Source organism: Nonomuraea sp. NPDC049624 (assembly GCF_040675255.1).
GTDB lineage: Bacteria > Actinomycetota > Actinomycetes > Streptosporangiales > Streptosporangiaceae > Nonomuraea.
The window spans coordinates 740046-753242 of the sequence record NZ_JBFAOR010000002.1 but is presented as its reverse complement, the minus strand read 5'-3'; the positions used below and the strand labels follow the sequence as shown (position 1 = coordinate 753242).

The following is a 13197-nucleotide window of genomic DNA, read 5'->3' as shown; positions in this document are numbered from 1 at the left end:
CTCTCGCGTGCGTCGGAGCGGGCCATCAGCGCGGGACCGGGACCGAGGCCAGGATGCCGTCGAGCAGGCCGTCGGCGGTCGCGCCCTCCAGCTCGGCCTCGGGCCGCAGCTGGACGCGGTGCCGCAGCGCCGGCCTGGCCAGCGCCTTCACGTCGTCGGGCGTCACGTAGGGGCGCCCGGACAGCCACGCCCACGCCCTGGAGGCCGCCAGCAGCGCCGTCGCGCCACGGGGCGAGACGCCGAGCTGCAGCGACGCCGAGCTCCTGGTCGCGCGGGCCACGTCGACGATGTAGCCGAGCACCTCGGGGGCCACGTGCACCTGCGAGACCGCCGCGCGGCCGGCCGCCAGGTCCTCGGCCGTGGCCACGGCCTTGACGTCGGACAGGTCGCGCGGGTCGAAGCCGCGCGCGTGCCGTTCGAGCACCGAGATCTCGTGCTCGCGCGGCGGCAGCGGCACGGTCAGCTTGAGCAGGAACCGGTCGAGCTGGGCCTCGGGGAGCTGGTAGGTGCCCTCGTACTCGACCGGGTTCTGGGTCGCGCAGACCACGAACGGGTCGGGCAGCGGACGGGCCGCGCCCTCCACGCTCACCTGCCGCTCCTCCATCGCCTCCAGCAGCGCTGCCTGCGTCTTGGGCGGGGTGCGGTTGATCTCGTCGGCGAGTAGCAGGTTCGTGAAGACCGGCCCCTCCCTGAACTCGAACTCGCTGCTCTTCGCGTCGTAGATCAGCGAGCCGGTCACGTCGCCCGGCATCAGGTCGGGCGTGAACTGCACGCGCTTGAAGTCGAGCGACAGGGCCGCTGAGAGAGTGCGCACCATCAACGTCTTGGCCACGCCCGGCACGCCTTCGAGCAGCACGTGCCCCCGGCACAGCAGGGCGATGACGAGCCCGGTGACCACGGCGTCCTGGCCGACCACGGCCTTGGACACCTCGGCCCGCAGCGCGCCGAGCGCCTCCCTGGCCGCCTCGCCCGAGGGGGCCACGCGGAAAGTCTCCTCAGAGTTCACTGACCTGCCTTTCGATGGAGTCCAAGTACCCGGCCAGCGCGACGAGCCCGGCGTCGTCGGCCGGCGCCGGGCCGTACAGTGCGGCGCCGACCACCTGCGGGTCGTCGGCGATCCGCGCCGCCAGGGCCGCGACCAGCTCGTGCGGCCCGGCGCCCTGGGCCAGGCCCAGGCGGGGCGTGAGCCGGTCGACCGTGCCGGCGCGCAGCGAATCGGCGGCCCGCTGCCTGGCCCTCCTGGCGCGGTAGAGCCTGCCGCGGCCCTCGACCGTCTCGGCGGCCCGCACGACGACGGGCAGCTTCTCGGTCACCACCGGCCCGAGGCGGCGTCCCCGCCAGAACGCGACGAGCGCCACGGTCAGGCAGGTCATCAGGATCGCCCACGGCACGCTCGGGGGCATCAGCTCGTACATCGACTTGCCCTCGGAGCCGGGCAGGTCGAGCGGGGGCGGACTGTCCGGGCGGACCAGCCAGGTGACGGGCCTGCCGGTGCCGACGAGGTTGAGCGCGAGGGCCGCGTTGCCGTCCTCGGGCAGGCGCAGGTTGGTCATGAACTCGCCGTCGCCGACGACCGTGGTGGTGGCGCCGTCGGCGGTGCGGTAGCTGACCAGGGAGTAGCCCTCGCCCGCCGGGTAGCAGGAGGCGGCGCCGGGCGGGCCGGTCAGCACCAGGCCGCCGACGTACGCGCTGCCGGCCCGCGTGGCGGCGGGCAGAGCGCACCCGGGCTCGCGGGAGCGCACCCGCGACGGCTCGCGCTCGGTGCTCGTCCCGGGGGCCAGGACGGCGAGGCCGGGCAGGTCGCCGACGATCAGCCGGTCGCCGGGGATCTCGGCGAGCCGGTGCTCGTCGAGGTAGGTCAGGTCGGTGACCAGCAGCAGCCGGCCGCCGCCCGCGGCCTTGGCGGCGGCCGCCTCGACCGAGTCGACCCGGTCGACCTGGACGCCCCGCGCCCGCAGCAGCTCCGCCAGCGCCTTCGACCCGGCCAGCGAGGTGTCGGCGGGGTCGAGAAAACGCGACGGGCCACGCTGCGGGCCGAACAACACCGCGGCCGCCGCGACCAGGACGACGACCAGGCCGAGCAGGACGATCATGCGACTCGCCCGCCAGGTGGAGCGGGCGGTGGGGGAGGTGGCGGCGGAGGGCCCGGCGGCCCCCGGCGCGGAAGTGGTCACCGTGGCGGTGCCCGCGCCCGGCGCGGAGGTGGCCCCTGGCGCGGTGTCCGTGTTCGGCGCGCTGCCTGGCGCGGCCGGTTCGGAGTTCCAGATGCTCACGACGGGCCGCCTCCCACGGCGAGCGGGACGGGCCGCGCCTGGCGCAGCCGCTCGTCCAGGTCGCTCATCGTCTGGTACGCGGCCTGCGTGCCGGGCACGCCGCCGTAGCTGACGTCGTCGAACGAGCGCGCGGCGGCGGCCAGCTCGGCGGCGAAGCCGGGCAGCGCCCTGCCCGCCTCGGCGGCCAGCTCGTCGGCCGTGCGGCCCGGCATGCCGTCCACCAGGGCGCGTTCCTCCAGGTCGCGGGCGATGGCGCGGAGGCGTTCGCGGATGGCCTGCGTCCAGTCGCCCTCGGCGGCCAGGCGTTCGGCGGCGCTGCGGTGCTCGGCGGCGTTGAGCACGCGCTCGCCGTAGAGGCCGCCGGCGGCCATGGCGTTCCTGCGGGCGGTCCTGCGCAGCCGCCAGGCGACCAGCAGGATCACGCCCAGGATGATGACCGTGATCACGACCGCGGCGATGATCCCGCCCGCCGGGCCGCCGCCCGTCACGGCGTCGGTCAGGTCGCCGATGAACTGCATGAAACGCCGGTAGAGCTGGTCGAACAGGGATTCCTTCTCGTATCCGGGCTTGAGGAGCTCCTCGGCCGCCTTGCGCGCCGCCTCCTCCCGGCCGACCGGGCTCACGACCTGGCTGAGTTGGACGGGTGCCAGAGGTCGTCGGCCGAGGCGTGCACCCAACCCTGGCGCTGCTGCTCGATCGCCGCCGTCTGCAGCACGAGGTCGAACGCCTCGCCGCGCATGCGCCGGTCGGCGTAGAGCAGGCCGGAGACGCCGGCCTGGAAGGGATAGGCGAACATCGAGCTCAGCGTGGCGCCGGCGGCGATGAACACCGCCGCGACCACGGCCGACCCCGGCGAACCGCCGCCGAGCATGCCGATCAGCGTCCCGCCGAACGAGAACGGCACCGACAGCACCCCCGACACCAGGCCGACCAGCAGCGACGTCAGCAGCAGGATGCCGAGCACCCGCCAGAAGTCACCGGTCACCAGGTGCCACGAGCGCCGCATCGCGTCGATCGGCCCTCTGCCCTCCAGCACCACGGCGGGCGCGGCGAACGCGAAGCGCGTGGTGATGAACAGGTAGTAGGGGATGAACAGCAGGACGAACAGCACCAACACGCCGAGGGTCAGCCCGACCCCCTCGGAGGAGGAGGAGACGTTCATCGCCAGCGCCACCACGACCAGCGTGAGGACGATCAGGGGCACGACCATCATGACGGCCATCAGCCCGACGACCCCGAACAGCGCCGGAAGCCGGCCCTTGCTGAGGTGCCAGGCCTCGGCGGCGGTGATGTTGCCGCCGAAGACGGCCCGGCCGAGGATGCGCGTCAGCACGCCGGTCAGCACCGTGACCACGACGAACTGGATCGCGTACGAGACCAGCATGCCGCCGTACTGGGCGACGACGCCGTAGAAGCTGTCGAGACCGGCGGAGGAGGCGGCCTGCGGGTCGTCGAAGACGTCGCCCATCGAGGTGAGCATGACCGCCTGCCCCACGGCCAGCGGCACCGCGCCGAGCAGGGCGGCGACGGCGGACAGGCCGAGCACGGCCTTGGGGTTGGACCTGATCAGCTTGATCGTGCCGTCGAGGATGTCGCCGAGCCCCAGCGGCCGCAGCGGGATGATGCCGGGCCGCAGCGCGGGCGGCGGCATGTAGCCGTAGCCGTAGCCGGGCTGCTGGTAGCCGCCCTGCTGGTAGCCGCCCTGGGGGTGGCCCGGTTGCGGAGGACCGGACTGCGGGTGGCCCGGCTGGGGGTAGGGTGGCTGAGGCCCCGGCGGGCCGTAGGGCGGCGGCTGGGGGGCTTCGCCCTGCGGCTCGTACGGTTGGCCGTACGGCGTCTGCGTGGGCGATCCCGGCGCGGTCCACGGTGAAGCCTGCGGGGCGCTGTAGGGCGGGGGCTGTTCGGCAGACCAGCCTGGGGGCGTCTCGGGCGTGCGTCCGTGACCGTCTGACATATCCCAATCCTGGCACGCTGGGCGGGTGGCTGGTGTCACCGAGGTGATTCGCCGGCTCATCTTGCCCGCATTTATCGGCGAAACGGGGCAAGGAAGGCAGCCGGGGATGGCCGAAAGTCGCTCCGTTACCGCAGACTGGGTTTGTGGTTGCCGGGGGAACCTAAAATTCGCCTTTCGTAGGGCTCATGTCCCACACATGGGCCGACCAAGGGTAACCTTCAGCGATCGTGCGGGTATGTCCCACAATGCGTAGAACGAATGAGGGGCCATGAAAGGTCGCGTGCTGGTCGTCGACGACGACGCCGCTCTCGCCGAGATGCTCGGCATCGTGTTGCGCGGAGAAGGCTTCGAGCCGTCCTTCGTCTCCGACGGCGACAAGGCCCTCGACGCGTTCCGGGATACACGCCCGGACCTTGTCCTGCTCGACCTGATGCTGCCGGGCGCCGACGGCATCGACGTGGCGCGCCGGATCAGGGCGGAGTCGGGGGTGCCGATCGTGATGCTCACCGCCAAGAGCGACACGATCGACGTCGTGCTCGGGCTGGAGTCCGGCGCCGACGACTACATCGTCAAGCCGTTCAAGCCCAAGGAGCTCGTGGCGCGGGTGCGGGCGCGGCTGCGCCGCACCGACGAGCCGACGCCGGAGATCCTGCAGATCGGCGACATCACCATCGACGTGGCCGGCCACTCGGTCAAGCGCGGCGAGGAGACGATCAACCTCACGCCGCTGGAGTTCGACCTGCTCGTCGCCCTGGCCCGCAAGCCGCGCCAGGTCTTCACCCGCGAGGTCCTGCTGGAGCAGGTCTGGGGCTACCGGCACGCCGCCGACACCCGGCTGGTGAACGTGCACGTGCAGCGGCTCCGCGCCAAGATCGAGAAGGACCCCGAGCACCCCGAGATCGTCGTGACGGTCCGCGGCGTGGGCTACAAAGCCGGCCCCGCCTAGCCTTCGCCCCGCCCCGCCATGCCCCCGACCAGGAAAGCCCGCCGACGGACGATCCGCCAGATTCTCGGCGGCGTCCGCCGGAGGGTGCGCCGTGCGGCGGGCCGGGTGCGCAGCGTGTGGCGGCGCTCGCTCCAGCTCCAGGTGGTCACCAGCACGCTGGTGATCTCCGTGACCGTCGTGGTCGTGCTCGGCACGTTCCTGTCCGACGAGATCAACAGGTCCGTGGTCGCGAGCAGCCAGCAGTCGTCGCTCAACGAGGCGTACGCCGACCGGCTGCAGATCGCCGACGCGCTGATCCCGCCCTCCGACGACGGCGCCAAGGCCCCCGACACCGACCAGAAGGTCAACCCGCTCGACGAGGTCATGGACACCGTCACCGGCTCGGGCGAGGACGGCTCCAAGAAGCGCTACGACGTTCTCATACTCAACGAGGCCAAGCCCGGCATGTCGCGGGCCTCGGGCCGGGTGGTGCAGGCCGACGTGCCCGCCTCGCTCCGGCAGCGCCTGCAGAAGTACATGAACCGGGCCGAGTACGGCAAGACCGAGGCCCAGATCGAGTCGATCAGGTTCGCCGGGCAGAGCCAGGCCACGCTGACGTTCGTGGTCGGCGGCGTCGTGCACGAGCCCACGACCGGCGAGGACTACCAGGTCTACCACTTCTTCCCGTTCAGCGAGGAAGAGGAGCTGCTGTCCAACGTCCGGCTGGCCATCGTCGTCGTGGGGCTCGGGCTCGTGCTGCTGCTGGCCGCCATCGCCTACCTGGTCGCCCGGCAGGTCGTCACGCCCGTGCGGCTGGCCCGCCAGGCCGCCGAGCGCCTGGCCGCCGGCAAACTGGACGAACGCCTCAAGGTGCGCGGCGAGGACGACCTGGCCCGCCTGGCGAACTCGTTCAACGAGATGGCCGCCAACCTGGCGCTCAAGATCCACCAGCTTGAGGAGCTGTCGCAGGTCCAGCGCCAGTTCGTCTCCGACGTCTCCCACGAGCTGCGCACGCCGCTGACCACCGTCCGCATGGCCGCCGACCTGCTGTACGACGCCCGCGAGGACTTCGACCCCATGGCCGCCCGCTCGGCCGAGCTGATGCAGGCCCAGCTCGAACGGTTCGAGTCGATGCTGGCCGACCTGCTGGAGATCAGCCGCTACGACGCCGGCGCCGCCACGCTCGACGTCGACTCGGTGGACATGCGCGACGTCGTCCACCGGGCCATCGCCGACTCCGAGGCGCTGGCCGAGCGCCACTCCACCCGCTTCGACATCCGCCTGCCGCACGAGCCGTGCATGGTCGAGGTCGACAACCGCCGCGTCGAGCGCATCCTGCGCAACCTGCTGTTCAACGCCATCGAGCACGGCGAGGGCCGGGAGATCGTGGTGACCGTGGGGGCCGACCGGGACGCCGTCGCCGTCGCCGTCCGCGACCACGGGATCGGGCTCAAGCCGGGCGAGGAGACGATGGTGTTCGACCGGTTCTGGCGGGCCGACCCGTCCAGGGCCAGGACCATCGGCGGCACCGGGCTCGGCCTGGCCATCTCCCGCGAGGACGCCACGCTGCACGGCGGCTGGCTGCAGGCGTGGGGGCAGCCGGGCGAGGGCTCGCAGTTCCGCCTCACGCTGCCCAGGCTGGCCGGCGCCGACCTGAAGGGCTCGCCGCTGTCGCTGGTGCCGCCCGAGATCGAGATGCGGCGCACCTGGCGCAGCCACATGACGCCGGTGCTGCTCCCGGCCTCGGGGGACGGAGGCGGCCATGAGGAGGACTAGACGGGTGGGCGCCGCGGTCGCCCTCGCCGCGGCCGTGGCCTGCGCGGGCTCGGGGTGCACCGTGATCCCGGTGAGCGGGCCGTACACGGTGAGCGACACCGGGGGCGGCGACCCGCTGAACAAGCCGTTCCAGCGCATGATCGCCGTCCCGCCGCGCGACGACTGGGACCCCGACCACCTCATCAGGGGGCTCCAGGCGGCCATGGCGGCCTACCCCGACGACCCCGCCGTGCTGGCCAGGTACCTGACGCCCAAGGCCCAGGCCAAGTGGAAGCCGTCCGGGCCGGTGACGGTGATCGAAGACGCGTTCCAGGTGGAGTACCCGGGGGAGGGCGACGAGGCGGAGACGTACGGGCTCAAGGGCAAGCAGGTCGCCCGCATCGACCCCGACGACGCGTACGTGCCGCTGTCGGGGAACGCGCCCGAGCGGCTGTTCGTGCTGAAGAAGGACGCCCGGGGCGTCTACCGGGTCGACGACCTGCCGGACGGGCTGCTGCTCACCAAGTCCGACGTGGCGCGGGCGTACCGGCTGACCAACCTGTACTACCTCAACAGCGCCCGCGAGCGCCTGGTCGTCGACCGGGTGTGCCTGCGGCTCAAGCCGACCGAGACCTTCGCCCAGACCATCGTCAAGCGGCTGCTCAAGGGGCCGAGCAGCGCGCTGCGCGGCGCCGTGGGCACCGTCTTCCCCGAGGGCACGAAGGTCGAGTCGGTCGGCACCGGCGACGACCGCGTCCTGATCAACTTCTCGGGCCCGCTCCTGCCGCTCGACCTGGCCGAGAAGGCCGCCCTGGTGGCGCAGCTCAAGTACAGCCTGACCACCAACAAGGTCGCCAACAGCCGCACCATCGAGGTGCAGCTCGACGGCGAGCAGTACTGGACCGAGCCGCCCAACCTGGACGGCCACTGGCTGGACAACGGCGGCTTCACGCCGTACTACACCAGCAAGGGGTCCGTGCACGTCATGAGCGACGACGGGGCCGGCGTCGCCGTGTCCGGGCCGGCGGGGGAGGGGAACACCGACTTCAGGGCGTTCGCGCTGTCCACGCAGCAGACCGGCGCGATCGTCGCGGCGCGCACCTCCACCGGCATCTCGATCGCCGGGCTCACCCCCGAGGGCCGCTGGCAGCAGGTCATCGAGGGCGCCGACCTCACCGACCCCACCTGGCGCCGCGACGGCTCCCTGTGGACGTTCGACCAGCACAACAAGGTGGTCCTGCGGTACGACCCCAACGGCGGGCGCGGCCCCGAGCGCGTCTCCGCCCCCGGGCTCGACGGCCTCGACGTCACCGCGTTCCGGATCGCCAGGGACGGCGTGCGGGTGGCCCTGCGCACCGGCAAGAACACCGTGCAGCTCGGGGCGCTGAGCGAGGGGCTCAACGGGCCCATGCTCGGCAACCTCCAGACGCTGACCTCGACGGAGGTCGAGTACAAGATCGAGGACATCGCCTGGGAGGACGACGAGCACCTGCTCGTCCTCATCCAGAGCAAGGCCGGGCAGATCCTGAACGAGATCGACATCGGCGACGGCGAGACCATCGGGATCCCGCTGAAGGACCGGCTGGCGGGGGTGACGGCGCTGAACGGGCGGGTGCTCGCGGAGGCGAGCACCGAGAAGGGTCCCAAGATCATCGAGCTCAACCAGGACCGCCAGGGCTGGACCAGCAAGATCGAACCCAACGCCAAGAACCCGTTCTTCCCCCTGGGCTGACCCGGTCAGGGGCACCGCCTCCGCCTGGAGGAGTGTCCTGGGAACGGTCCTCCACCCGGACTGAGGGGATGTCCCCGTTTTTCTTCTGGGCTGGGGGCGTTCCCGGGGCGGTCCTCCGCTCCGACTGAGGGGCGCGTAGCCCGCGCCGTCTCCCTCCTGATCTGAACCGGTGGAACTGTCGGTAGTGGCGGGCATGCTGGGGGGCGTGTTGGCGGGTGTGCTTGATGTGTTCCTGCCGCAGTCCTGCGTGGGCTGCGGGCGTGCCGGGGCGCGGTGTTGCGCCGGGTGCGCGGCCGGGATGGCGGTCGCGCCCGCCAGGCGCGGGCCCGAGCCGGGCCCGCCCGGCCTGCCGGAGTGCTGGTCGGCCACGTCGTACGAGGGCGCGGCCCGCGCGGCGATCCTGGCGTACAAGGAGCGGGGGGCGGTGGGGCTGGCCGGCGTGCTGGCGCAGGTGCTGGCGTTCACCGTGCTCACGGCGCTGGGCGCAGGGGCCGGAGCTGAGGCCGGAGCTGAGGCCGGGACGGCGGCCGGGTCCGGGGCGGGGTGGGCGCGGGGGCCGTTCGCCGTCGTGCCGGTGCCGAGCGCGAGGAGGGCGCTGCGGGTCCGCGGGCACGATCCCATGGGCCGGGTGGCGGTGCTCGTCGCCCGTCATCTGGTCGCGTCCGGCGTGCGGGCCGAGCCGTGGCCGGCGCTGCGGCAGGCTCGCCGGGTGGCCGACCAGGCGGGCCTGAGCTCCACGCAGCGCGCCGCGAACCTCGCCGGGTCCCTCTGTGTGGCCCGCCGCGCGAAAGGCCCTCCAGCGCCGTCTGCGCTGCTGCTGGACGACGTCGTGACCACCGGCGCCTCGCTCACCGAAGCCGCGCGAGCACTGCGCGCCGCCGGCCTGCGGGTGCCGATGGCGGCCACCGTCGCCGCGACACGCCGAAGATCTTGAAACGCTCGGCATCACTGTCGGTAAAGAAAGATCCAATTCTTGGGGACGTCTTGAAGGGGGGCTGTCTCTTCCTGGGAACAAGAGGCAGCACAGGTCGGGAGACCGGAACACGCGTGGCCGCAGGGGTTGGCGTGCGGTGGCGCCGGGATCATTCGGGCGTCCGGAACTCCGGGAAAATCACGGAAAGTGATCCTTCGGCCGAGCCTCCGGCTGACATTCGCCCAGGATGCGGATAGCGTTCTGACATGGCACCCGTCCGGGTCCGTGGTTGCGCAGAGCCGGTGTCCCCGGCTCTGCTAGCCGAGGCCAGCCGCAGGCAAAACGGTCCACGTAAGGCGACTCTTTGTCGACCGATCACGGTGCGGCTTAGGGGTAAGTCCTGCCTTCCCGAGGGTCCAGATGTCCCTCGTCAGAAGAGAAGGGCAGTAGTGGCAACAGAGCTGCGAAATCCTCAGCAGGCGAATGTGGGGTCGAAGACCAGGTCGGCCGGACGGGTGCCACCCGAGATCCCGGTGACGTCGTGGCGGAAGAGGGTAGCGGTGACAGAGAGGCGGACAGGAAACCCCGTCCGGTACGCACATCGTCGGGCGCTCTTGCTCAGTCGTTAGACGAAGGGGGGCTGTTGCATGGACATCATCGTCAAGGGTCGGCACACAGGAGTGAGTGACCGGTTCCGAGACCAGGTGACGACCAAGCTGGCCAGGATCGAACGTCTGGACAACAAACTCATCCGAGTCGATGTGGAGGTGTCCAAAGAACGCAACCCTCGCCTCGCCGACCAGCGCGAGCGCGTCGAACTCACCATCCATTCGAAAGGCCCGGCCATCCGCGCCGAAGCCTCGGCCGACGACCGGTTCGTAGCCCTCGACATAGCCCTCGACAAGCTGGAAGGCCGCCTGCGCAGGCTGGCCGACCGGCGCAAGGTCCATCACGGCAACCACTGCCCGCCCTCGGTGGCGGAGCTCACCGCGACGCTCCCTGACGTCGCCGGCCCGCCGTCCCGGGGAGCCAAGCCCGTCCCCGAGCCGGCCGAGTCCTACGAGGACCTGCCGGTGCAGGAGGACAAGATCGACGACGACATCGTCCCGATCGAGATGGACGGCGACGGCCCGCTCGTCGTGCGGGAGAAGTTCCACAAGGCGGAACCCATGACCATCGACCAGGCCATGCTCGAGATGGAACTGGTCGGGCACGACTTCTACCTGTTCCGTGACAAGGAGAGCGGCCTGCCGAGCGTGGTCTACAACCGGCGCGGGTACAACTACGGCGTGTTGCGGCTCATAGAGCCCTGATCGCACACCGGAAGATCTTCTCGACCACCCGAGGACCGTGCCATACGTGCCATCATGGCGGTCCGACGGCTCTGGCCCCCCGACGAGGAGGAGACGTGAGCGAGCTCAGTCAGGTTCAGATGAGCGAGCGAAGCGAGGGTACTGACGGGACAACCGCCACGCGGACCGCCGCTACGGCCCCGACCGGGCGTGACAGCGGAGCGGCCGTCCGATGAGCAGGTTCCCCGTGAGCAAGGCAGGCGCGAGCCGGACCGAGGAGGGCTCGTGACCGAGTCCGGCGAGGTCCGCACGGCAGACAGCGAGCCGATCCGCGTGCTGATCGTTGACGATCACGAGCTGATCCGGCGAAGCCTGGCGTTGACGCTGGCCGCGGAGCCCGACATCGAGGTGGTCGGTGAGGCGAGCGACGGGCAGGAGGCGGTCGAACTGGCCGACCGCCTCATGCCCGACGTCGCGCTGATGGACGTGCGCATGCCCCGGCAGGACGGGATCGAGGCGACCAAGAGCATCAGGGCCTCCGTCCCGAGCACCCGCATCATCATGCTGACGGTGAGCGACGAGGAGGAGGACCTCTTCGAGGCCATCAAGGCCGGCGCCACCGGCTACCTGCTGAAGGACGTGCAGATCAACGACGTGCCCGCCGCGGTGCGGGGCGTGCACGAGGGCCAGTCCTTAATCAACCCGGCGATGGCCGCCAAGCTCATCAGCGAGTTCGCGAACATGAGCCGCAAGGAGGCCGAACGCCCGCCGCAGCTGCCCGTGCCCCGGCTGACCGACCGCGAGATGGAGGTCCTGCGCCTGGTCGCCAAGGGCATGAACAACCGCGAGATCGCCAAGCAGCTGTTCATCTCCGAGAACACCGTGAAGAACCACGTCCGCAACATCCTCGACAAGCTCCAGCTGCACTCGCGGATGGAAGCGGTGGTCTACGCGGTGCGCGAACGCATGCTGGAGATCACATGACCCTGGCGCGGGCCCGTGCGAAGGCCGCCGGCCGCGCCCCCGAACCCGTTCCCCGGGGACGGTGACCCGGCGCGATCGCCGTCGCTCGTCCCCGGTTCCCTTCTCCGGCCGTGGCGGGCGCGGCGGGCGCGGCCGTGACGCCGGCCCGCCGCCCGGCCCGAGCTACGGCCGGGGCCCGGTCAGGAGCTGGGCGAGCTCCGGAGGGTCGGTGCGTTCGACGCGGACGGCGTCGCAGCCCACCCAGTCGGCGGCCGACCACAGGGCGTCGCGCAGGGCGTCGGCCCACTTGGCCGGGGACAGGCCGGGCTCCAGGTGCACCTGACGGGCGACCAGCGTGGTGCCCTCGCGAGCCGGGTCGACCCGGCCGATCAGGCGGCCCCCGGCCAGCACCGGCATCGTGAAGTAGCCGTGGACGCGCTTCTCCTTGGGCACGTAGAGCTCAAGCTGGTACTTGAAGCCGAAGACGCGCTCGGTGCGGCCGCGGTGCCAGATCAGGGAGTCGAACGGCGACAGCAGCGTCGTGCGGTGGCGGCCGCGCGGCTCGGACTCCAGCGCCTGCGGATCGGCCCACGCGTTGGCCTGGCCCTTCTTGGCCGGCCAGCCCGCCACCTTGACCGGCACCAGCCCGGCGGCGCCGCTGAGCAGCGCCTGGTCGAGCATCGCCGCGTACTTGCCCTTGAGCCGCAGGAAGTCGAGCAGGTCGGTGCGGTTGGCCACCCCGAGAGACCGGCCCGCGATGGCGGCCAGCAGGACGACGCACTCCTCGTCGGGCAGGTCGTCGGCCAGCAGGTCGGCGGGCACGACGCGCTCGGTCAGGTCGTAGACGCGACGCCATCCGACGCGGCGCACGCAGGTGATCTCACCGATGTCGAGCAGCCACTCCAGCCCGATCTTGGAGTCGGACCAGTCCCACCACGGGCCGCCGTTCTTGGCGCCGCCGACGTCGGACGTGGTGAGCGGGCCGGAGTCGCGCACCTGCTGCAGCAGCTTGTCGACGCTGTCGGGCACCTCGTGCCAGCGGTAGCGCCGGTCGCGGTAGGCGCGGCGCCGGAAGGCGTAGAGCGGCCAGTGCTCGATGGGCAGGATGCAGGCGGCGTGACACCAGTACTCGAAACTCTGGGCGGGATCGTGCCAGTAGGCGCGCTCGACCGCGGGCCTGCCCACCGCGCCCAGGCGCGCGTAGGCGACCAGCTCGTGGGAGCGGGCCAGCACGGAGATCGTGTCGAGCTGCACGGCGCCGAGCCGGCGCAGCATGCCGCGCACCCCGCCCTTGCGCGCGTCGGCGCCGACGAGCCCCTGGGCGCGCAGGATGACCCGGCGCGCCTCGTCGGCGGTCAGGTCGGTCACGTTCGTCATGCGGCGAACCCCG

At 71.8% G+C, this 13197-nt stretch carries 11 protein-coding genes; 6 read left to right on the top strand and 5 right to left on the bottom strand.

Annotated features, from left to right (window positions below; translation table 11 throughout):
* Nucleotides 1-25: 25 nt before the first annotated feature.
* Genes AB0J76_RS09710 through AB0J76_RS09695 form a run of 4 tightly spaced genes read right to left on the bottom strand, consistent with a single transcriptional unit; the run spans nucleotide 26 to nucleotide 4227 of the window.
* Nucleotides 26-982 (bottom strand): MoxR family ATPase, encoded by a 957-nt coding sequence (locus AB0J76_RS09710; RefSeq protein ID WP_364389231.1) that lies wholly within the window; start codon nucleotides 980-982, stop codon nucleotides 26-28.
* 13 nt (nucleotides 983-995) lie between these two features.
* Nucleotides 996-2273, bottom strand: a complete 1278-nt coding sequence (locus AB0J76_RS09705; protein ID WP_352326277.1) for a DUF4350 domain-containing protein — start codon at nucleotides 2271-2273, stop codon at nucleotides 996-998.
* Nucleotides 2270-2896, bottom strand: a complete 627-nt coding sequence (locus tag AB0J76_RS09700) for a DUF4129 domain-containing protein (RefSeq protein WP_352326276.1) — start codon at nucleotides 2894-2896, stop codon at nucleotides 2270-2272. Before AB0J76_RS09700 ends, AB0J76_RS09705 begins: the two co-directional genes overlap by 4 nt.
* On the bottom strand, nucleotides 2893-4227 hold the full coding sequence (locus tag AB0J76_RS09695; RefSeq protein WP_352326275.1) for a glycerophosphoryl diester phosphodiesterase membrane domain-containing protein: 1335 nt from the start codon (nucleotides 4225-4227) through the stop codon (nucleotides 2893-2895). The genes AB0J76_RS09700 and AB0J76_RS09695 overlap by 4 nt, the downstream gene beginning before the upstream one ends.
* Nucleotides 4228-4495: 268 nt before the next feature.
* Here AB0J76_RS09695 and mtrA point away from each other — a divergent pair, with 268 nt between their 5' ends.
* The 6 genes from mtrA (at nucleotide 4496) to AB0J76_RS09665 (ending at nucleotide 11828) form a co-directional block, all read left to right on the top strand.
* A complete protein-coding gene (gene mtrA / locus AB0J76_RS09690; protein ID WP_043620615.1) occupies nucleotides 4496-5173 on the top strand; it encodes an MtrAB system response regulator MtrA in 678 nt (225 codons plus the stop codon).
* A gap of 84 nt (nucleotides 5174-5257) precedes the next feature.
* On the top strand, nucleotides 5258-6928 hold the full coding sequence (mtrB, locus tag AB0J76_RS09685) for an MtrAB system histidine kinase MtrB (RefSeq protein ID WP_352326274.1): 1671 nt from the start codon (nucleotides 5258-5260) through the stop codon (nucleotides 6926-6928).
* Nucleotides 6915-8639, top strand: coding sequence for an LpqB family beta-propeller domain-containing protein (locus tag AB0J76_RS09680; protein ID WP_352326273.1), 1725 nt, complete (start codon nucleotides 6915-6917; stop codon nucleotides 8637-8639). The genes mtrB and AB0J76_RS09680 overlap by 14 nt, the downstream gene beginning before the upstream one ends.
* A 205-nt stretch (nucleotides 8640-8844) precedes the next feature.
* A complete protein-coding gene (locus tag AB0J76_RS09675) occupies nucleotides 8845-9573 on the top strand; it encodes a ComF family protein (RefSeq protein WP_352326271.1) in 729 nt (242 codons plus the stop codon).
* A gap of 626 nt (nucleotides 9574-10199) precedes the next feature.
* Complete coding sequence (raiA, locus tag AB0J76_RS09670; RefSeq protein ID WP_352326270.1) at nucleotides 10200-10865, top strand: ribosome-associated translation inhibitor RaiA; 666 nt, start codon at nucleotides 10200-10202, stop codon at nucleotides 10863-10865.
* A 264-nt stretch (nucleotides 10866-11129) separates the two neighbouring features.
* Entirely contained in the window at nucleotides 11130-11828 is a 699-nt protein-coding gene (locus AB0J76_RS09665) for a response regulator transcription factor (RefSeq protein WP_352326269.1), read from the top strand.
* 162 nt (nucleotides 11829-11990) lie between these two features.
* Here AB0J76_RS09665 and AB0J76_RS09660 read toward each other — a convergent pair whose 3' ends face one another.
* Nucleotides 11991-13184 carry a crosslink repair DNA glycosylase YcaQ family protein gene (locus AB0J76_RS09660; RefSeq protein WP_352326268.1) on the bottom strand — a complete coding sequence of 398 codons (1194 nt, stop codon included), beginning with the start codon at nucleotides 13182-13184 and terminating at the stop codon, nucleotides 11991-11993.
* Between the last annotated feature and the right edge of the window lie 13 nt (nucleotides 13185-13197).